The 21,524-nt window shown below is 57.9% G+C and carries 19 protein-coding genes; 11 read left to right on the top strand and 8 right to left on the bottom strand.

Annotated features, from left to right (window positions below):
• The first annotated feature begins 37 nt into the window (after nucleotides 1–37).
• The 4 genes from LG327_RS09215 to LG327_RS09200 all read left to right on the top strand — a co-directional run bounded on the left by LG327_RS09215 (nucleotide 38) and on the right by LG327_RS09200 (nucleotide 5,403).
• Nucleotides 38–1,321 (top strand): HlyC/CorC family transporter, encoded by a 1,284-nt coding sequence (locus LG327_RS09215; protein WP_404368794.1) that lies wholly within the window; start codon nucleotides 38–40, stop codon nucleotides 1,319–1,321.
• A gap of 141 nt (nucleotides 1,322–1,462) precedes the next feature.
• Nucleotides 1,463–2,065, top strand: a complete 603-nt coding sequence (locus tag LG327_RS09210) for a Yip1 family protein (protein WP_404368791.1) — start codon at nucleotides 1,463–1,465, stop codon at nucleotides 2,063–2,065.
• Nucleotides 2,066–2,302: 237 nt separating this feature from the next.
• Nucleotides 2,303–4,504 (top strand): DUF1631 domain-containing protein, encoded by a 2,202-nt coding sequence (locus LG327_RS09205; protein WP_404368788.1) that lies wholly within the window; start codon nucleotides 2,303–2,305, stop codon nucleotides 4,502–4,504.
• A 128-nt stretch (nucleotides 4,505–4,632) separates the two neighbouring features.
• Nucleotides 4,633–5,403 (top strand): energy transducer TonB, encoded by a 771-nt coding sequence (locus tag LG327_RS09200; RefSeq protein WP_404368785.1) that lies wholly within the window; start codon nucleotides 4,633–4,635, stop codon nucleotides 5,401–5,403.
• A gap of 9 nt (nucleotides 5,404–5,412) precedes the next feature.
• Here the strand turns inward: LG327_RS09200 and grxD are convergent, their stop codons facing one another.
• A complete protein-coding gene (gene grxD, locus LG327_RS09195) occupies nucleotides 5,413–5,739 on the bottom strand; it encodes a Grx4 family monothiol glutaredoxin (RefSeq protein WP_404368782.1) in 327 nt (108 codons plus the stop codon).
• Nucleotides 5,740–6,220: 481 nt separating this feature from the next.
• On the opposite strand from grxD, the gene LG327_RS09190 reads away from it, so the two are divergent.
• From LG327_RS09190 to LG327_RS09180, 3 genes are all read left to right on the top strand, one after another.
• Nucleotides 6,221–7,456, top strand: a complete 1,236-nt coding sequence (locus LG327_RS09190; protein ID WP_404368779.1) for an aspartate aminotransferase family protein — start codon at nucleotides 6,221–6,223, stop codon at nucleotides 7,454–7,456.
• A gap of 63 nt (nucleotides 7,457–7,519) precedes the next feature.
• Entirely contained in the window at nucleotides 7,520–8,434 is a 915-nt protein-coding gene (argF, locus tag LG327_RS09185; protein ID WP_404368776.1) for an ornithine carbamoyltransferase, read from the top strand.
• A 7-nt stretch (nucleotides 8,435–8,441) separates the two neighbouring features.
• Nucleotides 8,442–9,512: an ABC transporter ATP-binding protein gene (locus tag LG327_RS09180; protein WP_404368773.1), complete on the top strand. Its 1,071-nt coding sequence runs from the start codon at nucleotides 8,442–8,444 to the stop codon at nucleotides 9,510–9,512.
• A 183-nt stretch (nucleotides 9,513–9,695) separates the two neighbouring features.
• On the opposite strand, the gene LG327_RS09175 is transcribed toward LG327_RS09180, so the two are convergent.
• Together LG327_RS09175 and LG327_RS09170 are read right to left on the bottom strand one after the other, a co-directional pair.
• Complete coding sequence (locus tag LG327_RS09175) at nucleotides 9,696–11,270, bottom strand: ATP-binding protein (protein WP_404368771.1); 1,575 nt, start codon at nucleotides 11,268–11,270, stop codon at nucleotides 9,696–9,698.
• Between the two features lie 55 nt (nucleotides 11,271–11,325).
• Nucleotides 11,326–12,054: a response regulator gene (locus tag LG327_RS09170; RefSeq protein ID WP_404368768.1), complete on the bottom strand. Its 729-nt coding sequence runs from the start codon at nucleotides 12,052–12,054 to the stop codon at nucleotides 11,326–11,328.
• A 365-nt stretch (nucleotides 12,055–12,419) separates the two neighbouring features.
• Here LG327_RS09170 and LG327_RS09165 point away from each other — a divergent pair, with 365 nt between their 5' ends.
• Together LG327_RS09165 and LG327_RS09160 are read left to right on the top strand one after the other, a co-directional pair.
• On the top strand, nucleotides 12,420–13,187 hold the full coding sequence (locus LG327_RS09165) for a GNAT family N-acetyltransferase (protein WP_404368765.1): 768 nt from the start codon (nucleotides 12,420–12,422) through the stop codon (nucleotides 13,185–13,187).
• Between the two features lie 3 nt (nucleotides 13,188–13,190).
• Nucleotides 13,191–13,982 carry a lysophospholipid acyltransferase family protein gene (locus LG327_RS09160; RefSeq protein ID WP_404368762.1) on the top strand — a complete coding sequence of 264 codons (792 nt, stop codon included), beginning with the start codon at nucleotides 13,191–13,193 and terminating at the stop codon, nucleotides 13,980–13,982.
• On the opposite strand, the gene LG327_RS09155 is transcribed toward LG327_RS09160, so the two are convergent.
• The 4 genes from LG327_RS09155 to LG327_RS09140 form a co-directional block, all read right to left on the bottom strand.
• Nucleotides 13,931–14,386, bottom strand: coding sequence for a peptidylprolyl isomerase (locus LG327_RS09155; protein WP_404368759.1), 456 nt, complete (start codon nucleotides 14,384–14,386; stop codon nucleotides 13,931–13,933). The two genes, LG327_RS09160 and LG327_RS09155, sit on opposite strands and share 52 nt — an antisense overlap.
• Nucleotides 14,386–16,584, bottom strand: a complete 2,199-nt coding sequence (locus tag LG327_RS09150) for an acetyl-CoA hydrolase/transferase C-terminal domain-containing protein (RefSeq protein WP_404368756.1) — start codon at nucleotides 16,582–16,584, stop codon at nucleotides 14,386–14,388. The genes LG327_RS09155 and LG327_RS09150 overlap by 1 nt, the downstream gene beginning before the upstream one ends.
• 162 nt (nucleotides 16,585–16,746) lie before the next feature.
• Nucleotides 16,747–17,067 (bottom strand): hypothetical protein, encoded by a 321-nt coding sequence (locus tag LG327_RS09145; protein ID WP_404368753.1) that lies wholly within the window; start codon nucleotides 17,065–17,067, stop codon nucleotides 16,747–16,749.
• 210 nt (nucleotides 17,068–17,277) lie between these two features.
• Nucleotides 17,278–18,315 carry an NADP(H)-dependent aldo-keto reductase gene (locus tag LG327_RS09140; RefSeq protein ID WP_404368750.1) on the bottom strand — a complete coding sequence of 346 codons (1,038 nt, stop codon included), beginning with the start codon at nucleotides 18,313–18,315 and terminating at the stop codon, nucleotides 17,278–17,280.
• Between the two features lie 223 nt (nucleotides 18,316–18,538).
• Between LG327_RS09140 and LG327_RS09135 the strand changes: the two genes are divergently transcribed.
• Together LG327_RS09135 and LG327_RS09130 are read left to right on the top strand one after the other, a co-directional pair.
• Nucleotides 18,539–19,756, top strand: coding sequence for a glycosyltransferase family 4 protein (locus LG327_RS09135; protein ID WP_404368747.1), 1,218 nt, complete (start codon nucleotides 18,539–18,541; stop codon nucleotides 19,754–19,756).
• Nucleotides 19,725–20,294 carry a phosphatase PAP2 family protein gene (locus tag LG327_RS09130; RefSeq protein ID WP_404368744.1) on the top strand — a complete coding sequence of 190 codons (570 nt, stop codon included), beginning with the start codon at nucleotides 19,725–19,727 and terminating at the stop codon, nucleotides 20,292–20,294. The genes LG327_RS09135 and LG327_RS09130 overlap by 32 nt, the downstream gene beginning before the upstream one ends.
• 18 nt (nucleotides 20,295–20,312) lie before the next feature.
• Here LG327_RS09130 and dinB read toward each other — a convergent pair whose 3' ends face one another.
• Complete coding sequence (gene dinB / locus LG327_RS09125) at nucleotides 20,313–21,377, bottom strand: DNA polymerase IV (RefSeq protein WP_404368741.1); 1,065 nt, start codon at nucleotides 21,375–21,377, stop codon at nucleotides 20,313–20,315.
• Nucleotides 21,378–21,524 lie beyond the last annotated feature (147 nt).

Below are 21,524 nucleotides of genomic sequence, written 5' to 3'. Positions count from 1 at the left end.
TTTTCGCTACTTACCGGTAACAAAAGGACCCGTCTTCTTGAACGAGGCATCGCTTACAGTGCTGTTCAGCATACTGGCTGCACTTATCGTTCTCTCTGCTTTCTTTTCCAGCTCAGAGACCGGGATGATGTCCCTGAACCGGTACCGCCTCAAACACCTGGCGAAGACCGGCCACAAAGGGGCCAAACGTGCCAACAGTCTGCTCAAAAGAACAGACCAGCTGATTGGCGTGATTCTCATTGGTAACAACTTCGTCAATATCCTGGCCTCCGCGATCGCCACTGTTATCGCCATCCGTATATGGGGCGACGCAGGAATCGCCATCGCTACGGTGGGCCTGACCATTGTAATTCTGATTTTCGCCGAAGTAACTCCGAAGACCCTGGCTGCCCTGTTTCCTGAAAAGATCGCGTTTCCGGCGAGTCTTGTTCTGGGCCCCCTGTTGAAAATTCTTTATCCGGTCGTCTGGCTAGTCAACCTGTTCACCGGCATGATCCTCAAGATGATTGGTGCCTCACCGAACGATATCGCCAACGACCATCTGAGCCGCGAGGAATTGCGCACGCTGGTCAACGAAGCCGGCGCACTGATCCCAAGCAAGCACAAGGATATGCTGATCAGCATCCTTGACCTTGAAAAAGTAACCGTCAACGACATCATGGTGCCGCGCAACGAGGTCATCGGCATCGACCTGGAAGATGACATGGACGGCATTCTCCGTCAGCTCCGGAGCAGCCAGCACACCCGCCTGCCAGTATTCAAGGGCGACATCAACAACATCCAGGGCATGCTTCACCTGCGCAACACCTCCAAATTGCTGATGCAGGAAGACATTAACAAGGCCATGATCCTTCAGCTTTGCCGGGAACCCTATTTCATTCCGGAAAGCACGCCTCTGAACACCCAGCTCATCAACTTCCAGAAGGCCAAGAGGCGTATAGGAATAGTGGTTGATGAGTACGGCGACGTGCTTGGCATTGCCACCCTGGAAGACATACTTGAAGAGATTGTCGGAGAATTCACTACCGATTACGCGGCTACCAGCCCTGACGTCATTCCTCAGGACGACGGCACCTTCATCATTGATGGAACAGCCTCGGTGCGGACAATCAACAAGAGCCTGGGTTGGAAATTGCCTATCGACGGCCCGAAAACCCTCAACGGACTCATCACCGAAACCCTGGAAAGCATCCCTGAAACCAATGTCTGCCTGAAAGTAAACGGACATCGGGTGGAGGTGCTGCAAATCAAGGACAATGTGGTGAAGGCCGCGATCGTCCATCCTGCAGTCCGTCGCAAGAATCGCCAGCCCCCAGCCTGAGCCCGGCTCCGGCCATATACGATTAAGTTATAGCCTGCGAATTACTAACAAGATCAAAGTCAATCCCCGCGCTTGACCTTCCTCAATTTAATATCAACACTGAGCCTGAGAAATACCATAATAACAACCGGAGTTTTGTCCATGAGCCTCAGCCACACGGTCGGCCTGATTGCCCATCCAAACCGCGAATGGGAGTCCATCCGCAATGATTCTGAATCCACCAGCATGCTCTATCTCGGGCACGTACTTCTTCTTGCCCTGATTCCCGCAGGAGCCGCTTACTATGGAGCAACCCAGGTTGGATGGCAGATAGGTGACGGCCAGGTCATCCGGCTTACCCAGAGCAGCGGACTGCAACTGTGCGCGCTCTTCTATGCCGCCATGCTGGCCGGCACTTACATGATCGGGCGATTCATAGATTTCTTTGCGCAAACTTATGACGTGAAGGAAGAGAAGCCCAGAGGCGTCATTCTGGCAGCCTACACTGCGACACCAATTTTTCTTCTCGGGGTCATTGGCGCCTACCCCAATGTATGGCTGAACATGCTTGTGGGGCTGATTGCCGTAGCTTACTCTGTCTATCTGCTATACGAAGGCCTGCCAATCCTGATGAAGATACCGGCGGACCGCGGCTTCATGTTTGCATCCTCCGTTCTGACGGTGGGCCTGGTCATGTTTGTGGGCCTGCTCGCCATGAGTGTGGTTATCTGGAGCGTGGGCATCGGGCCTGTTTACACGAGTTAGAATGCGGTCTTGACCGGCGAGGGCCGGAGTGCGTCAGGGCAGCCAATGCCCTGCCCCTCCTCAGGGGCCAGAATGGCCGGATCTGCAGACTGACAAGGGAAAAACTGCCTCGTTAGCATTTGTTCATGTTTCGCATGGGCATTTTGCGGTAACTTACAATACTAACCAGAAAATAATAATCTGGAAAACTCAAAAGGCTCGGTCATGTATCCGGTTGAGGCGTAACAGGGGTCGTCCATGAAAAAAAGGTCCGGCATACATTTTCTCCACGAGTCAAAGGGGCTTGGAGCAGTGGCCAACCTGCCTCCGGAAATTGTCCGCATTCGTGACACAGTAGTGGCCGGCCTTGGGGATCTGCTGCAGGGGGCGTTTGACGCCGTTGATGATTCATTGTTTGAACTTGCAAACAACGCCCGCAGCAACAATGAGCAAAATCGCTATTTCGAAGCCATGCGGGAAATCCGCATCAAGCGCAAGGGCATCGAAAAGCATTTTCAGTCAGCGGTTTCCCGCCTGTTTATTGAGCCCCCACTGGGCACTGGCGCTTCCCCCTTCGACCCGGCGAATCAACAGACCAGCGACAGCCTTTCTCTCGTTCATAATGACGATCTTGAGGAACAGGTTGCCTTTAATGCAATGGTGGCCAAGTCCCGGGCGCATTTCCAGGGCCCTCTTATCCAGTTGCAGGCAAGATTCAGCCTTGTTTACGGCGATGCCAGCGAAAGTAATCCCGTTAATCCCCTGTCTCCCGAGCATCTTTGTGGCGCTTTTGTTGAGGCAGCCCAGGCGCTCGAAATCCAGATCCGGGAAAGGCTGATCGTCCTCAAACAGTTCGACCGGTACGTGGTTTCCAACCTTGGCATGCTGCTGGACGAAGCGAATCGCATTCTTGCCCAGGCTGGCATTATTCCCAATTTTCGGCACCAGGGGAAAACAGCAGAGGCCCAGCGCAAGGCCGTCCCCCCAACCACCAGCCCGCAAACGCCGGAACCCGGTCAGCAGCCAGAAACCCCGGGCGGCCTCCGTGACGAAGCCCTGTTTGGCCAGATTCGTGAAATGCTCGCCCAGCAAAGGGCCAGCGGGGGAAATCCTGCGCCCCGCTCCAGCGATCCCACGCTGCACCTGGTAGGTGGGACCGAACTGGCCCAGATGCTTGCGAAATTACCCCGGGATCAGACCACACACTCCGACAACCTCAGCGCCGGCGAACCGGTAGTCATTGATCTGCACAGGATTGTCGAGCACCTGCTGCGGGAGACAAAAACCGGCGATGGAAAAAAACCGGCACTCGCTGAAGTAGACGAGGATGTAATCAACCTCGTTTCAATGCTGTTTGAATTCATTCTGAATGATTACAACCTGTCCGCGCCCATACAGGTACTGATCAGCCGGTTACAGATCCCCATTCTCAAAGTGGTCATTCGTGACCGCTCATTCTTCAGCAAGTCCAGCCACCCCGCCCGCAAGCTGCTCAACACGCTCGCCCGCGCTGGCATAGGCTGGAGCGAAAGCGACGAGAAAGCCCGGGACAAGCTTTACGAGCAGGTTCACACGATTGTTCAGCGGATTCTGGAAGAGTTCGATGGAGACATAGTTCTGTTCGAGCAACTGGGGGAGGAGTTTGACCAGTTTCTTGCGAAGGAGAATCGGAAGGCGTCTCTGGTGGAACAACGCACCCGCGAGGCCGAACGGGGAAGAATCAAGTCGCACAAGGCACAGGAAACCGTCGACCGGCTGCTGAATGAGCGGCTTGCACGGCATCGTGTCCCGGATTCAATAAGGGAAATTCTCTTCAACGGCTGGAGCCGTGTCATGTTCCTGGCCTATCTCCGGGATGACGTGGAACATCGGTGGAACCAGACCCTCCGGGTGGTAGATGACCTGATCTGGTGCCTCCATCCCCACATGGAAGATACTGAACGGGACCAGTGGGTCCGGGTTGTGCCCGGCCTTCTCAAGGCTCTGCGGGCCGGCCTCGAGGAGGTTTCCTACAACTCCACCAGACTCGATGAAATGATGGCAGAGCTCAAGCACGAGCTGACCGAGGCCTTTCGCGCCCAGACACAGACCGAAATCCGGGATGCCCAGGTCGAGGCGGCAAAAGACGAGGGAGAGGCGCTCCCGCCTCAAACGAACCAGGAGCCCGGGGACGCCGTCACGGCCGAATACCTTGCGCAGGTCGACGCCATCGATATTGGTCACTGGGTTGAATTCAAACTGGTTAATGGCACAAGCTTCCGCTGCAAACTTTCAGCGGTCATCGAAGAAGCGGACTGCCTTGTGTTCGTCAACCGGATGGGGCTGAAAGTCATAGAAAAAACCCGTAATGAACTGGCAGTCGAAATGCGGCGAGGCCGGCTGGCAACCCTGGAGCAGGGAGCACTGATTGACAGGGCATTAAACGCCGTTATAGGCAGCTTGCGGCGAAAAACGGCCTGATAGCTAATCCCAGCTTTCGTGTTGCAGCACCCATGTTGAATATCCCGCATAACCCGGCTTTCCTGGCGCTGGCAGCTAGAATAAGCTGCCCCTCCGCGTCCTTCGGAAAACAGGCAACCTGAGGCACCATGCTGGAATTCAGCAGTCAACCAAGGCTTCCTTCCAGCTACCGGCTTGTGCTTGCCATATCACTGGCTCTATTCGCCCATTCTCTGATCGGTGCCGGTGTCGTCCTGCTACTGCCCGACCCTTCCAGGCCAGATCAAGTCAAACTTGAGATCACTCTGATTGCCCCTGGAAACAGGGCGTCGCAGGCAAACCAGCCAGCCAGCCGGACTTCGCAACTGCCCATATCCAGACAGATCCGGCCTGAAGAGGTCCGGACAACAGCACCGAGCCATGCTTCAGCGCAAGAGCCTGAAAAGCGTGAAATCCCCTCGAAAAAACCTGGTGAGCCGCAGCCTGAAAAACCGACTGCGACACGAGCGGTGAAAGCGCAAGCGGCAGAATCGGCAGGTCCGGGCAGGCCATCCCCCATCGAAGGCAGGGAAACAGCAGAAGTAAGCCAGATTGCCAAACTGGATCACCCAACAGCGCTGCCCTATATCCAGCAACTGGCCACAAAAATTGCCGCCGAGATGGCCCACAGTGGAGTTGCTCTGCCAAAAGGCGCAGATCGTTTCAGGGCTGAAACAGTGAAACTGGACCTCCGGCTACTCGGAAATGGCGCCCTCGTGAATGCGGAAATCGTGGAAAGTTCGGGAAATGAGAGGCTGGACCAGTCGTACCTCAGGGCCGCGCTGCGCGCGAGCCCCTTTGCACGCCCCCCGGATTCGGACCGGTCCGGGGGATTCCGCTATCAGGTAAAACTGATTTACGAGCCGGGCGACTCAGGCTGAGCCTCCGGTTCAGGCTTCTGTCTTGCTGGCCGCCCCTTTCACCATCTCGGCAAGCTCACCACTCTCGGACAGCTCAACAACGATGTCGCAGCCGCCAACCAGCTCGCCACCGATGTAAAGCTGAGGATACGTGGGCCAGTTCGAGTAGGCTTTAAGACCTTCACGCAACTCCTGATTATCCAGGATATTGACGAACGCAAAACGCTCACCACAGGCCATGAGTGCCTGTACGGTCTTGGCGGAAAAGCCACACTGGGGGGCTTGGGGAGACCCTTTCATGTAGATGATAACGGGATTGGCTTCAAGCTGGTCCCTGATGGTTTCGTTAATATCCATAATCATGTCACCTCTGAATCAAACGGTATTAAAAGCGCTGCTCCTGTCAGGCCTGCCGCTCATTCCGGCCCTGCCCAAAACACTTTTCTGGCTGACTTCTGTCATTGACTCCATTGTACACATCCCGGCAAAGCTGCACCAAACACCTGAGTGGAATTGGAGCTCTCCGGCACTGGCCACGTGGCCGCCGGGCGGCGCCAGCCCTGGCCGGACGCCGGATGATTGTCATTATAAGGGTTACCCGCTAGACTTGAAAACTTGCCTGAATAGCAGGCTCTCCCAGCAGTTTCAGTCACGCTATCCTGTCGGTGCGGATTCCCGCAATGCCGGCCTGTTGTCGTTTCCGGAATCTGGCGGGGACTGCCGCCCTTTTCCGGACCGTCAACATCCGGGCTTACATATACATTCCGGGCTTACTTAAAGGGACCTTCAGTTCCGGCTCACTGAAGACCCGGAACACACGGTGCCACGGAGACCCATCATGGCGGACCAACCGCTGTTAAACACGTACGGACGTCTGCCGATCATTTTCGATCACGGCAAAGGCCCCTGGCTGTTCGATACCGAAGGGCACCATTATTTCGACACATTTTCCGGGATTGCCGTGTGCGGGCTGGGTCATGCCCATCCTGCCATCACCCGGGCAATCCGCGAGCAGTCAGAAAAGCTGCTGCACTGCTCCAACCTTTTTCACACAGAAGTCCAGCATCAGCTTGCCAGCCAGCTGTGCGACATGTCGGGCATGGACGGCGTTTTTCTGGCCAATTCCGGGGCCGAAGCCAACGAGGCAGCCATCAAACTGGCCCGGCTTTATGGTCACAATCGGGGCATCGAAGGGCCAGTCATCGCGGTGATGGAGAGGGCTTTTCATGGCCGCACTCTGGCCACCCTCACTGCCACCGGTAACCGCAAAGTCCAGGCGGGTTTTGAGCCGCTGGTCCGCGGGTTTATCCGGGTGCCATTCAACGATATCGCCGCTCTGGAAGCGGTTGCCGCCTCCAATGCCAGTGTTGTGGCGGTTCTTCTGGAACCGGTCCAGGGGGAAGGCGGAGTCAGGATGGCCGATGGCCAGTGGCTGAAAGATGTACGCACTGTCTGCGACCAGCACCAGTGGCTCATGATGCTGGACGAGGTCCAGACAGGCAACGGTCGCACTGGCCACCTTTTTGCCTACCAGCATTTTGGTGTAACCCCTGATGTCGTTACTACCGCCAAGGGCCTGGGTAATGGATTCCCCATCGGGGCCTGCCTGGCCCGGGGCGAAGCCGCACAGACCTTCCACCCCGGCCATCATGGCTCTACATTTGGCGGCAATGCACTGGCGTGCGCGGTGGCGCTGGAAGTGCTCGCAACCCTGCGCCGGGATGGGCTGATGGAACGGGCAGAGGAACTGGGTGCCCGCATCGTCGGACAGCTGGAAAATGAGTTCAGCGGCGCCGATTACATTCGCGATATCCGGGGCATTGGTCTGATGATCGGGATTGAAATGACATCCGATTGTCCTGAACTTGTGCCACTCGCCAAGACCCAGGGACTGCTGCTGAACATCACCTCGGAACGGGTCATTCGCCTCCTTCCGCCGCTGACCCTGACGGACGCGGAAGCCGATTTCATGGTTGAGCAGGTGGTACGGATCATCAAACTTCATGCCGGAGACGATCGCAAACGCCCACGAGCTGCATCCTTTGCGGAAGGCGGCGGGGATACCCGACACTGAGCCGCCTATCCGGCCTGTCCAGATTTCATTACCAACTGTCTATTCGCATTTAAGGGCAAAGCCATGCCAACAAGACATTTCCTGACCCTCAACGACCTTTCGGCGGTCGAACTGGACCTTCTCCTGGATCATGCCAGCAAACTGAAGCGCAGCTGGCGCGCGGGAGAGGTCCGGGACACACTCAAAAATCGTGTACTGGCGATGATCTTTGAAAAATCCTCTACCCGCACGAGAGTTTCCTTCGAGGCCGGCATGACACAGCTCGGCGGAGCGGCGCTTTTCCTGTCGCCGAGGGACACGCAGCTGGGCCGGGGAGAACCGGTGGAAGACTCATCCAGGGTCATTTCCAGCATGGCGGATGCAGTCATGATCCGGACGTTTGATCACCAGACCGTAACCCGTTTTGCCTCCGTCTCGCGGGCGCCCGTCATCAATGCGCTGACAGACGACTATCATCCCTGTCAGCTGCTGGCCGACATGCAGACGTACCGTGAACACCGGGGCAGCATCAAGGGCGCCACGGTGACCTGGGTTGGCGACGGCAACAACATGTGCAACTCCTACATCAATGCTGCCCAGCTCTTTGATTTTCAGCTCCGGGTCGCCTGCCCGGAGGGTTACGAACCCGATGCCCGGCTGGTGTCCGAGGCTGGCGACCGGGTCAGGATTGTCCCGGATCCGGAAGAGGCAGCCCGGGGATCCGACCTGCTGGTCACCGATGTCTGGGCCTCAATGGGACAGGAAAACGAGCAGGCCGCCAGGGCCCGCACCTTCGCCGGCTATCAGATAAGCCCTGCCCTGATGTCACTCGCCAGCAGAGATGCACTCTTCATGCATTGTCTGCCAGCTCACCGCGGCGAGGAAATTTCCGAGGACATGCTTGAGCACCCGGGCTCCGTCGTCTGGGACGAAGCGGAAAACCGGCTCCACGCCCAGAAAGCACTGCTTGAGTTTCTCATTCTCGGCCAACTGGACTGACTCCAGCATGACAACACCCAATTCATCAGTGGCGCCCTGGCTTCTTGAGGTCAAAAACCTTTCCTGTGGCTACGGAGATGTGTCCGTCGTAAAGAATGTGACATTTGCCCTGGGCCAGGGCGACATAGGATGCCTGCTTGGCCCAAGCGGCTGTGGCAAAAGCACCATGCTCAGGGCGCTCGCCGGCTTTCTTCCCATCACTGAGGGTGAAATCCTTCTCGAGTCCACACCCATCAGTCTTCCCGGGCGCACCATGCCGCCGGAGAAGCGCAGAATCGGCATGGTTTTTCAGGACTACGCCCTGTTTCCTCATCTGACCGTTGCCAACAATGTCGGATTTGGCCTGCGCCACCAACCACAGGCCGACCGTCGCCAGAAGGTCGGCGAATTACTAAAACTGGTTCACCTCCAGGACCTCGCCAATCAGTACCCCCACGAACTGTCGGGAGGCCAGCAGCAGAGAGTAGCCCTCGCTCGCGCACTGGCACCGGAGCCCACACTGATACTGCTTGATGAACCTTTCTCCAATCTGGATGCCGACCTGCGTCGCCGCCTCAGTCTGGATGTCAGGGACATTCTGAAAACCCTCGGAATCAGCGCCATTCTGGTCACTCATGACCAGCAGGAAGCTTTTGCCATGTGTGACCAGGTAGCTGTTCTGAAAGACGGCAAAATTCAGCAGTGGGACGTTCCCTACAATCTCTACCACGAGCCGGCAAACCGTTTTGTGGCAGGGTTTGTAGGCCAGGGCGGCTTCATCCCCGGCATTGCCCGCGGACACGATGCCATCATATCGGAGCTTGGTGTAATCGAGGGCAATCGGGCCTACACCTGGCCGGAGGGAACTCTGGTGGATGTTCTGATCCGTCCGGACGACATTGTCCATGATCCGGATTCAGACCTCAGGCCCAAGGTAGTGGAAAAGACCTTTGCGGGCACTTCGACCCTTTATCGCTTCCGGGTATCAGAAGACACTGAATTCGAGGCGCTGTTCCGGAGCCATCTGGACTTTCACCTGGGCGAACATGTCCCTGTGCGGGTGGAAGCGGATCACCTGATTGCCTTTCCCCGGGCATAAAACCGGGCACAAAAAAAGGGCCGGAAAACCGGCCCCTAAATGACGAATGAAACAAGGAAAGTTCGTAAGAACTACAACCTCAAAAGTCATCCCTTACGTGTCCAATTATTATCGAAGCAGCGGCCCCCATCAGTGGTGATTGTGTAGCTGCTTTGTTACTTTTCGTGAGCCGGGATGGCGGACTCAGAGAATATCCTCGTCAGGCTTCCGTCGCGGCCAGACCAGGCTGAAACGGGCTCCCCCCAGCTTGTCACTGCGATTCACAAAAGCCTGGCCACCGTGCCAATAGAGAATCCGGCGAACAATGGACAGCCCCAGCCCATAACCTCCTGATGTGCGCGTGCGGCTGTCATCGAGGCGGGCAAAAGCGGTGAAAACCTTTTCCCAGTCTTCCTCCGGAATGCCCGGGCCGTCGTCTTCCACATCCAGCCGGCAGGTCTGCTCATCAAACTGGCAATGGACACGTACCTGCCCCGCAGCGTAGCGGGCTGCATTGCCCACGAGGTTCTGGATTGCCCGGTGCAGGTAGCGGGGTTCCACATCGGACTGGGACCAGCGCTCTGACTGCTCCGGAATGTCCGCATCTATTGTCACTCCGGTGTGAATCATCCGCTGCTCTTCCACTACCTGACGCACGATATCGGTTACTGACTGCTCCTGGAGAGAGAACACCGGCCCCCCCTGCTCCAGTCTGGCATAGGTCAGAATCTCGTCGATGAGTTCATCCAGTTCCTGAATGTCGCCGTCTATTCCATCCAGCTGTTTCTGCAGTGCCTGTGGGTCTTCGCAGTCTTCAATCATCTGGACCCCAAACCGGATTCTGGCCACAGGGGTCCGGAGCTCATGGGATACGGCATGAATCATTTCCCGCTGAACACCCACCAGGCGCTGGATATGGTCGGCCATGCTGTTGAATGCCGCGGCAAGTCGTGTTGCCACCGTCCGGTCCGAGGCCTCCACCCGGGCATCCATTTCACCCCTGGCAATGCGAAGGGCAACCGACTCGACTGCGCGAAGATTGTGGTCCACGCCCCTGAGCAGAAGCAGCAGCGCCAGAGCCAGCAGGCCGGTAACAAGGCTTATCAGAAGCAGCACCACGGGCCAGGCCCAAGGGTCAAAGGGAGGCGGCATGACCACCTCGACCAGCGTACCGTCCGAAAGGCGCAGCAGAACCTGCCCGGTGTCCCGGGCATCTTCCTGGTAGAGCGCGATGCCTCGTTCCAGAACACGGCCGAGAACATCAGGCTCGGGAACGCGATCAGGTTCCGCTACCGCCGAAATGCCCACGCCCAGGGCCGTAGCGAGCTTTGCCAGTGCAGGTTCCCGCTCGGAGGGCAGCACGGCATTCAGGTGTGAGAGCGCAATCAGCGCCGTTGATTCCGAAACATCCCGGTAGATATCACGAAACCGGATAACAAGAATGCCACCTGAACCGTCAGCCACCAGAACTCTTGGCCCAAGACTGGTGTTCAGGGTGACCACCTGCCCATAGCCGAGGCGTTCCCGTACAACTGGTTGAAGAGACAGCGAGGCCGGGGTTACGACCCGGAAATCGTAGAGAGGGGCAAGCCAGTGGTAGGCCGATTCCGGATCCGGCACAGAAGCCAGCCAGCGCATCAGAGGTTCGGGAAACTGCTCCTGCCACGCCTGCAGGCGGACGGAATTCATCCCTGCAAAAATGAGAGCGCACAACATGGATACAAAGAGAATAAGGCCAGCAAGACAGGCGAAAAGCTTCAGGAAGAACTTCAGGGGCATGGGGCCCACCCTGGAGACGGACGCCTGCTCCGGGCAGGCGCCTGCAGATGAAAACTCAGGCTTCTTTCACAAAAAGGTAGCCCTTGCTGCGAACAGTCTTGATTCTTCGCGGATGTACCGGATCATCGCCGATTTTCGGCCGGATTCTCGAAACCCGCACATCAATGGACCTGTCCTGACCATCGTACTCAATGCCCCGCAGAGCGGTGAAGATCTCTTCACGGCTCAGAACCCGGCCGGCACTGCTGGCCAACAGCCACAGCAGGTCAAATTCTGCGCTGGTCAGATCAATACTCTGATCATTGAGCCAGGCTTCCCGCATGGACCTGTCTACAATCAGGTCACTGAACTGCAGCCGCACTGGCTCGTCCTTGCTGCCGGCTTCGGCAGCAGCGGCGGCCGTATCGGACGAGCGCCGCAGAAGGGCCCGGATCCGGGCCAGCAGGACCCGCGGCTTGACGGGTTTGCCAACGTAATCGTCAGCGCCCATCTCAAGCCCCAGCACCTGATCAAGATCGTCAGTGCGGGCGGTCAGCATGATGATTGGCCCGGAATAATGGGGCCGGACCCGGCGGCAGATGGAAAGGCCATCTTCCCCCGGCAACATGAGGTCAAGCACAACCAGGTCCGGCTGCTCGGTTTTGATCCGCTCCACCGCCTGACCACCATGGGATTCCAGAGTAACCGTGAGACCGTTGCTCTCAAGGTACTCCCGCGTCAATTCTGCCAGTCTCTCATCGTCTTCAACGATGAGAATACGCCAACCCTCGTTTGTCTGTTCCACGCAGCTCGTCTCTAATCTTGTTTTTATGCCGTTACAGGAGACCGTCTGAACCGGTCCACCTGACCCATGATTATGTCCGGGACTTGCAGTTCCATCATTACCCGGTCTGGTTCTTTATCAGCTTCTTCACAGAAACATCTGATAATACTGTTCTTCCAAGGGACAATACAGGCAACGCCCTGTAACAGCAATTATACATGCTGTTCAGAAAAATACCTGGAACCGGCGCCTGGTTACATACCGTGACAAGGTTCACGATGCCGGTTTTTATCAGGGCGCTGTCACCGGCTGGTCATCACTTCTTCATTCCGGTGTCACAACCGATTCATAGGCTTGGGGGCAAATGGACAAAGAGAGACGCAGCCATGAACGCACAGACCGCCGCCATTGCACGCCCGGCCCGCCGCCTGACCACTCTGATCAGCCGTGATCCAGCGCAGATCAAAGCCGCTCAACGCCTGCGGTATGAGCTATTCTCCGAGGAGTACGGATCAGATCTCGGAACTGAAACACCCGGCCTGGACGCTGACCGGTTCGACCAGTACTGCGATCACCTACTGGTCACGGATGCCCGAACAGGGCAACTGGTGGCTACAACCCGCGTGCTTCATCAGGACTCGACCAGATATCTGGGCGGTTTTTACTCCGAGGGGGAATTTGACCTCGCCAATCTCTGGAAACATCCGGGCACCTTTGCCGAACTCGGCCGGACCTGCGTGCACCCCGAATACCGGAATGGTGCCACCATAAGTCTTCTCTGGGCCAGACTCGCAGAGTACCTGGTCATCGCAAAGGTCGATTACCTGATTGGATGCGCGAGCATCAGCATGGCCGATGGCGGGCTGAAAGCCTGGCGGATCGCCAGCCATCTGCAGCAGAGCTATCTGACAGAGGTGTCTTACCGGGTATTCCCCCGTCGCGAACTTCCACACCTGACACATACACTACAGAATGACCGTCCGGTTGACGTGCCTGCCCTGATAAGGGCTTACATGCGGCTTGGCGCGCGGGTCTGCGGGGAACCCTGCTGGGATCCGGAATTCCGCTGCGCGGACCTTCTGGTGATGCTGGAGGTAGGCCAACTGGCCGACCGCTACAGCCGACACTTCATGCGGCAGGAAAGGCAGGGCTGAGCGGTGCAGACAGTCCGACTGGCCAGCAGGCTGACCCTGTTTGTTCTGTTCCTTCTGCTCACTGCGCTGATTGCCCTGTGGGCAGGGGCTCTGGAAAAGCTGAAGGGTACGAAACTCGACCGGACGCGCCGGGCCAGGTTCTGTTTTAATGGAGCGGCCCGCTGTCTTGGTTTGCGCATACGACGTGAGGGCCGGATTGCCGAGGCCCCGGTGCTCTTTGTCAGCAACCATGTGTCCTGGTCCGACATTCCGGTACTGGGCGGCCTGGCGCCCCTGAGGTTCCTGTCCAAGGCGGAAGTGAGGGGCTGGCCATTCATCGGCTGGCTTGCAGGCCAGGCCGGGACACTGTTTATCCAGCGAGGCGGCGGACGGTCCGGACAGAGCCGGGAAGAAATTGCCCTGGCACTGGAGCAGCGCCAGTCGGTACTCATCTTTCCGGAGGGCACTACTACCGACGGATCAGACGTGCGCCCGTTTCATCAACGCCTTCTGTACGCAGCTGCAATGGCAGACGTCATGATCCAGCCCGTCAGCATCGGCTACCACCGGCAGGGTAAGCCAGACCATCTTGCCCCCTTCGTCGGGGATGATGACTTCCGGTCCCACCTTCTGCGCCTGCTGCGGCAGCCGGCAGCCGAGGTATCAGTGGTCTTTCATCCCTCAGTGCCGGTAGCACGGGGGACAGACATGGCAAGTCTTACCAACCATCTGCATGAGACCGTAGCGGCAGGCGTACGCCGTATTCACTGGGGTGGAGCTGATTCCATTTCGTCGTCGGTCGCTTCTCTGACCTGAACGATTTCCAGTTCAAAATACAGGGTGAACCCGGCCAGAGGGTGATTGGCATCGACGCTCACAAGATTGCCATCAATCCCCACGACCTTGACCACCTGGGCCTGCTCGCCCGTGTTGGTCTGGAATTTCATACCCACCTGGAGGTTTTCGACCCCCTCAAAAGCGGACCGGGGAACCTTGCGGACAAATTCCGGGTTGTGTTCCCCATATGCCATCTCCGGGGGCACAGTAACCTCAAGGCAATCACCGGGGCCGCGGCCCCGGACAGCTTCCTGAATGCCCTTTATTACTCCCGTCGCGCCCTCCATGAAGGTCAGTGGCTCGCCGCCTTCAGAGGTGTCGATGACGTCACCGGAGCGGTTTTTGAGGCGGTAGTGAACTGTGTATACAGCCGGTCTTTGCATTACCTGGAATGGCTCCCTGATTCGGATGGTTCGCCGATCCGGCGCAGCCCGTGAACCAGCAGGCGCTGGTCAAGCCGTTCCCTCAAGCGGGTCGGACTGTCCAGAGACATGCGGTGTAACAGGGGCTGCAGGGCCGGGTCGTCGGTTCTGGTGCGGATTGCATGCCAGAGGGTCACCAGTTTACCACGACGGGTAGCGGTTGCAGACTTCAGACTGCGCAGCGCCTTGCCAAGTACCAGTTCCTCATCGGTAAAATCGCAACCGAACGGAAACGGCGGAAAGGTTCCCTGATCCAGTTCGCCCAGAGCCGCCTTGACAGCCTCCGGCGTGTTATTGCACCAATCCTCGGGAAGTCTGAACTCCCGGGCTACCTTTCCGACTTTCTGGGCCTGCTGTAGCAGTTCCTGCTGGAAGCGGGAATCCGCTATGCGGATCAGGCCCAGATAAACGTCCTCGTCGCACCGGCCCCGCAGATCGGCTATGCCATATTCGGTGATCACGATATCCCGCAGATGCCGGGGAATGGTGCAATGACCGTAACTGAATACGATGTTGGAAACTGCCTGGCCCTTTGAGCTCCGGGTGCTACGCAGGGTAAGTATTGAACGGGCTTGCGGCAACTCATGGGCCATGGCGACGAAGTTATACTGCCCTCCAACACCACTGACCACCCGGCCATCGTCAAGGCCATCCGAGACAGCGGCCCCGTTGAGGGTCACCATCATGGCGGAATTAATGAACCGGCTGTGGCCACGCTGTGCCGACTTCAACTCCTGGTTGCCGAAACGGTGGTCATAGAGATGATTGATGAAGTTGACACTGGTCATGCAGATGCGATTGCGCTCCGCCGGCCCAAGATCACGCAGCATCTGATAGAAATCATTGGGTCCAAGATAAAAGCCACCATGCATTACCACCCCGCCCTTAAGCCTGTTGCCAAGAGCGACTGCTGCAAGTTTCCTCCGGCACTCCGGATCATCCAGATCCGGTTCCAGACTGTGGTCACTGACCACCAGTCGGCCGCCACGGATGGTTGCGGCCGGATCAACAATCCCATAGTCCTGCAGCCAGTGTATGTCCCGCGCCCGCAGCGGTGAGTCAATCAGTTCGTGCTGCCGCAATACATCCAGGGTTTCAATTGAAACGTCTGGGCCAATCAGGCCTTCGTTGACAAGCTGCTGCAGGCCGGCGTGATCGTATACTTCGCGGGTGAGAACTCCGGCTTTCAACAGGTGCATAAATCCATCCACCATCATTTCACTGCAACCGTACAGGCCCTTCTCAAAAACGCCTGTACCGCCGCACTGCTCCGCCACCGGAAAACGCTCCGCCACTTTCAGCGCCTGATGGAGACTCCGCCATCGCTCATTCTGCTGATGCCTCAGGATCGTGCTGTGAACAAAGGCTGCGCCCAGTGAACCAATACCCACCTGCAGGGTCCCCCCCTCCCTTAGCAGGGTACTGGCATAAAACCCGATCAGGTGGTCTGGCGCACTGATTGACATGTGGGGCACCGGGAAGAGGGGGTAGTCGGTCGACGGGCGCTCCAGAATAATATCGAAATCACTGGCAGGCACCCGCGCATCACGGCCCATAAATGGCATGTTCCGGTTGGTTTCCGCCACCAGCGCCACAGCCTTTCCCTGCTGCCGCAGTGCCGAAAGCTCCAGAAGCAGATCCAGAGTCAGGTCGGGATTGCAGCTCAGGCTCAGGCTGTCGTCTTCACTGCTCCGCGGCGACACCAGTTGGCCTACCACATTGACCCCAAGCGCCATGAGATCCCGGACGGCGTGGGTGTAATTGGTGCAGACGTAGTGGCGCTGCTGGGCGGTATTGTTCAGAAAGCTCCCCGCCTTGAAGAAAAACTCTGAAACCCTGACGTTGTCGGGCAGTCTGCCCCGGACCACGTCGGCAGCATAGGCCAGTTCCGGAATGTCGCCGTAGAGACGTTTGGCGAATGGCTCCATGAACCGCTTTTCCAGCGAGGAGGAACCGCCGGGCGCCAGCAGCGACAGGGCTGTCACAATTTCCAGTTTCAGTGAGCTGTCCTGACAGGCGCGGTGGTATAACGCGTTGGCAAGGCGGACAGGCTTGCCGAGCCCCAGTGGCAGCCCCAGAATGATGTGCCTGCCCACCTGTTCGATGATTGCATCCACACAGGCATCAGCATCAGCCAGCGTCACTGGGGTATCAGCCATGAGCGATTCACTCCCTTGATGAACGTAATTTGGAAACAGCCACCGGGATGATCACATGTCGGCAGGAAACAGACAATGCGCTGAACGGTTGCGCCAACAGTCAGGTTTCGGGGACCGGAACGGCAGAGGGAGATTTCAGGGGTGATCAAAAGGTCAGGCAGTTCAGAAGTTCCAGCGCAGATTCAGGCAGGCTCCATCTTCGATAAGCGCCACGCCGTGATCTGCATGGGCCATGTCCGATGCGTAACTACGGGCAGCCGATTCAGTGCGGCTGAATCGCCAGCTCAGCAGCCGTGAGCCGAGCGTTGCAAGCACATCCACCTCTTCCTGAGCATCATAGTTACCGGACATGCGCTCCTGCAGCTCCGTGAGTTCCTCCGGATAGAGTAGCTCAGTGACCATCGGACGCTCACCGGCTTCCGCACGGACCACGAAGGCAACCATATTGAGCGCGAGGAGGAGAAGAAAAAGACGGATTACCATGACTGACCTGACCTTTACCAAGGAGACGAATATTAAAGATCTCTAAGGCCAAAGTCTAACGCCACCTTGATTTAACACTGTGATTCTGGACACATTCCTGCGCATTTTTTGTCACCGGATCACCGTCCTTCTGTTAACTTTCCTCCAGGTACCGTTTCATAATGTAACGACCGGGCCGACATCCCCGCGCCTCTACTGCTACCAGGAGCTTCAGGGGCAGGGATAAGTGAAGTCCCGGTGCACTTTTTCAATGCTTTCCAGCAGATCCGGCGTCAGACTTACGCTCGTGGACGCAAGGTTCTCACGCAACTGGGACAGGCTGGTGGCGCCGATTATGTTGCTGGTGACAAAGTCCCGGCTGTTTACCCATGCCAATGCCAGTTGCACCGGCGACAGACTGAAGTCCCGGGCCAGGTCGGCCCAGGCCTGGGCGGCAGCTTCAGCACGATCCCCGGCGTAACGGGCAAACCGGCTGTAACGGGTCAGCCGGGCGCCCTCCGGCCGCTGGCCGCCGAGGTACTTCCCGGTGAGCATGCCAAATGCCAGCGGCGAATAGGCCAGCAGGCCAACCTGTTCACGGTGGGAGATCTCGGCCCCACCAACCTCAAAGGTACGGTTCAGGAGATTGTAAGGGTTCTGGATGGATACCACTCGTGGCCAGCCATGTTTTTCTGCCAGAGCCAGATACTGCATGGTGCCCCAGGGGGTCTCGTTGGAGATGCCTACGTGCCGTACCTTCCCCTCTTTCACCAGTTCATCCAGGGCTCCCAGAGTCTCCTCCAGGGCCACCGGCCGCTCCTCCGGGTTGTGCTGATAAGCCAGCTCACCGAAGAAATTGGTGCTGCGCTCCGGCCAGTGCACCTGGTACAGGTCTATATAGTCCGTTCGCAGCCGCCTGAGGCTCTGCTCGCAGGCATCCCTGATATGGTCCCGGGACAGCCGGGGCCCGTTGCGGAGATAGCCCAGGCCATTGCCCGGCCCTGCCACTTTTGAGGCGATCACCAGATCATCCCGGCGGCCGCGATGGGCAAGCCAGTTCCCCAGGTAGCTCTCGGTCAGACCCTGGGTCTCGGCCCTCGGCGGTACCGGGTACATCTCTGCCGCATCGATGAAATTGATACCCTCGGCCGTGGCAAGATCCAACTGATCGAAGGCCTCTTCCTCGGTGTTCTGCTCTCCCCAGGTCATGGTCCCCAGACAGATCAGGCTCACGTCCAGATCCGTACGACCAAGCTTCCGCTTTTCCATGTTTTCTCCCGATGATTGATAACAGTCATAGTCTTACGACACAGATCCGCCCGCGGACGGCCACCCGTTTTCACCCGGCAGCCAGATGGACTATCGCCGATCACTCTTTAAACAGAATGTCATGGAATCGTAGCCGCGCTGTCACAGGCAATTTCCATAGTGGACTCATATGAAAAGACCACTGGAGACTACCGCCATTCCGTGGCTTCATCCAGGAGACCTCATGAACGAGCCCCGTCAGCCAGCCACAGCCAGCCGGCACATCGCACTGGTAACAGAAACTTTCTTCCCGGAAATCAATGGCGTTGCCAACACTCTAACCCATTTGCGCCAGGGTCTGATGCAACGCGGGCACAGGGTCAGTCTGGTTCGTCCCAGGCAGTCCCGGGACATGGGTTCCCTGGTGCGGGGCGCCGACAAGGATCTGTTTTCCGATGAGCATCTCGTCGCCAGCCTGCCCCTGCCGGGCTACCCTGGCCTGCAGCTTGGCCTTTCCAGAACGGCCACCCTGACTGGCCTCTGGCGCCGGAACAGGCCGGATTCCGTCTATGTAGCCACCCAGGGGCCGCTCGGTCTGGCTGCAGTTTCCGCGGCACGCCGCCTTCATATACCAGTGTGCTCCGGTTTCCACACCAATTTCCACGCCTACAGCCGCTATTACGGCGCCGGCTTCCTCGAAGCTATCCTGTGCCGCTATGGCCGCTGGTTCCACAATCGAACGGATCTGACCCTGGTACCCGCCCGCCGGACGCAGCAACTGCTCCGAGCCATGGGGATAGGGCCGACCGCTGTTCTGAACCGCGGTGTCGACTGTCAGAAGTTCTCCCCGTGCAAACGCAACAGTTCACTCAGGGAGACATGGGGGCTGGGGGCCAATGACCGGGCCATTCTCCATGTTGGCCGGCTGGCGCCGGAAAAGAACCTGCAGATGGTCGTGGCCTGCTTTGAGCGGATTCGTGCACTTCATCCCCGCGCCCGCCTGATTCTGGTGGGAGACGGGCCCCTTCGCAACCGTCTTGCAGCCCGGCACCCTGACTATATTTTCTGTGGCATACAGCAGGGAGAGGCCCTGGCACGGCATTACGCCTCCTCGGATGTCTTCCTGTTTCCCAGCAAAACCGACACATACGGCAATGTGGTTCTGGAGGCCATGGCAAGCGGACTCGGCGTGGTTGCTTTCAATGATGCTGCTGCCAGCGAGCACCTGCGGCATGAAGAGAACGGCATGGCTCCAGAACTCGGGGAGGATGAAGGATTTATCCAGAGTGCGCTGAAACTGCTCGAGCAACCAACGCTGCTTAGCCGTATCCGTGCCGGGGCAAGACTGGACGCCCTGGATCTGCAGTGGTCGCACATAATTGATCAGTTTGCCGAACTGACATTCAATGCACAGATGAGGGTTTCCCGGAATGACAACAGGCAGGGTATCCAGGTTTTTTAGTCAGGTTGACCAGCGGGAACTCGCACTCTGCCAGATGATCAATCGGTCCCAGCGATTTCGTCCGCTGCATCTCTATTTCCACATTGTCAGCCGACTTGGGGACGGCTGGTTCTGGTACGCGCTGATTCTGGCCATGCCAGTGCTGCGGCCCCGGGATGGTCTGGCCATTGCCCTGTTGATGGTCGCAAGTGGTCTGACCTGCACCATTACCTACAAATACCTGAAAAGCCGACTGGTCAGGGAACGCCCTTTCATTTCCTTCCCATCAATCAGTTGCGGCTCTCCGCCTCTGGACCGCTACAGTTTTCCCTCGGGCCATACGCTCCATGCGGTCTGCTTCAACACCATTGTCGCCGTAATGGCACCGGATCTCGCGCTGGCGCTGATACCTTTCACCCTCAGCGTGGCAGCGTCGCGAGTGGTGCTGGGACTGCACTACCCAACCGACGTGGCGGCGGGAGCCGTGATCGGCGGAGGAGTCGGCCTGCTGGCCAGCTACCAGCTCTCGGAGAATTTCATCATGTTGTTCGCCCTCTGAACCGCCTGCGGCTGCCGCTCAGTCAAACAGCCTCAGTTGGGTCACGGGCGCTTCATCATCCCGGAACCGCACACCCAGCCCCAGAAGCCGGACCGGCCTTGCGGTATCCGTCATCAGCTCCGCCAGCAGGGGCGCAAAATCTTCAGAATGAGGCTCGCGAATGCCCTCCCGTACCCGCTCCAGGGTATGGGTGGAAAAATCACTGTAGCGGATTTTCACAAACAGCTTGTGAATGGGCTTTTGCCGGGATTTGCGGGCCAGGCGTCTGTTGAGATCTTCCACCAGCGCCGGCACGACGCCATCACTGGCCGATTTGTCCGGCAGATCCTGGGAAAAGGTGCGCTCGACACTGACAGACTTGGGATTCCGGGTGACCACCACCGGCCGGTTGTCCTGGCCGTTAGCCATTTCGTGAAGCCTGAGGCCCTGGCGGCCGAACCTGTCCACCATAAACTCCGGCTTTAACTGCTGGATGTCACCGCAGGTGGCCAGCCCCAGGGCATGAAGCTTGCCGGCGGTTACCTGGCCCACTCCGTGAAGCTTCTCTACCGGGAGGGAGCGCACAAACTCATTCACGTCCTGGGGACGGATCACAAACAGACCGTCCGGCTTGCGCCAGTCGCTGGCAATCTTGGCAAGAAACTTGTTGGGTGCCACCCCAGCCGATACCGTGATCCCCACCTCTTCCCGGACCCGGGCGCGCAGGTATTCCGCCATCAGTGTGGCGCTGCCCCTGTGGCTTTCAACATCGCTGACATCCAGAAAGGCTTCATCCAGGGAGAGGGGCTCCACCTGATCGGTAATATCCCGGAAAATCGCCATTACCTGCTGTGATACCGCCCGGTAACGCGTCATGTCCACCGGCACTGTCACCAGGTCGGGACAGCGGCGCCGGGCCTCGGAGCCGGGCATGGCAGAGCGCACGCCGTATTCCCGGGCCCGGTAATTGCAGGTAGTCACCACGCCGCGACCACCCTCACCGCCAACCGCCAGCGGCACCGCGGCAAGAGAAGGGTCATCCCGCATTTCCACCGCGGCATAGAAGCAGTCACAATCTAGGTGAATAATCTTGCGCTGGGTCATGTCGGCCTGGGCATCATGGATACGATCTGTACATTCATACAGCCTTGTATCTTACGATAACATGCAGAGAATGTCAGGATTCCTGACCTGCCAGAACCAGGTCGACTTATCATCATTCAGTGATTTCCAGTCAGCCCTTAACAGGAT

The sequence above is a fragment of the Marinobacter sp. genome, assembly GCF_044799475.1.
GTDB lineage: Bacteria > Pseudomonadota > Gammaproteobacteria > Pseudomonadales > Oleiphilaceae > Marinobacter.
The sequence above is the reverse complement of the archived record's forward strand: the minus strand, read 5'-3'. Positions and strand labels throughout refer to the sequence as shown.

Bases quoted from the DNA above. Each gene is read 5' to 3' on its own strand.
- LG327_RS09210 (WP_404368791.1), top strand. From the start codon at position 1,463: ATGAGCCTCAGCCACACGGTCGGCCTGATTGCCCATCCAAACCGCGAA.
- LG327_RS09205 (WP_404368788.1), top strand. From the start codon at position 2,303: ATGAAAAAAAGGTCCGGCATACATTTTCTCCACGAGTCAAAGGGGCTT.
- LG327_RS09200 (WP_404368785.1), top strand. From the start codon at position 4,633: ATGCTGGAATTCAGCAGTCAACCAAGGCTTCCTTCCAGCTACCGGCTT.
- grxD (WP_404368782.1), bottom strand. From the start codon at position 5,739: ATGGATATTAACGAAACCATCAGGGACCAGCTTGAAGCCAATCCCGTT.
- LG327_RS09190 (WP_404368779.1), top strand. From the start codon at position 6,221: ATGGCGGACCAACCGCTGTTAAACACGTACGGACGTCTGCCGATCATT.
- argF (WP_404368776.1), top strand. From the start codon at position 7,520: ATGCCAACAAGACATTTCCTGACCCTCAACGACCTTTCGGCGGTCGAA.
- LG327_RS09180 (WP_404368773.1), top strand. From the start codon at position 8,442: ATGACAACACCCAATTCATCAGTGGCGCCCTGGCTTCTTGAGGTCAAA.
- LG327_RS09175 (WP_404368771.1), bottom strand. From the start codon at position 11,270: ATGCCCCTGAAGTTCTTCCTGAAGCTTTTCGCCTGTCTTGCTGGCCTT.
- LG327_RS09165 (WP_404368765.1), top strand. From the start codon at position 12,420: ATGAACGCACAGACCGCCGCCATTGCACGCCCGGCCCGCCGCCTGACC.
- LG327_RS09155 (WP_404368759.1), bottom strand. From the start codon at position 14,386: ATGCAAAGACCGGCTGTATACACAGTTCACTACCGCCTCAAAAACCGC.
- LG327_RS09150 (WP_404368756.1), bottom strand. From the start codon at position 16,584: ATGGCTGATACCCCAGTGACGCTGGCTGATGCTGATGCCTGTGTGGAT.
- LG327_RS09145 (WP_404368753.1), bottom strand. From the start codon at position 17,067: ATGGTAATCCGTCTTTTTCTTCTCCTCCTCGCGCTCAATATGGTTGCC.
- LG327_RS09140 (WP_404368750.1), bottom strand. From the start codon at position 18,315: ATGGAAAAGCGGAAGCTTGGTCGTACGGATCTGGACGTGAGCCTGATC.
- LG327_RS09135 (WP_404368747.1), top strand. From the start codon at position 18,539: ATGAACGAGCCCCGTCAGCCAGCCACAGCCAGCCGGCACATCGCACTG.
- LG327_RS09130 (WP_404368744.1), top strand. From the start codon at position 19,725: ATGACAACAGGCAGGGTATCCAGGTTTTTTAGTCAGGTTGACCAGCGG.
- dinB (WP_404368741.1), bottom strand. From the start codon at position 21,377: ATGACCCAGCGCAAGATTATTCACCTAGATTGTGACTGCTTCTATGCC.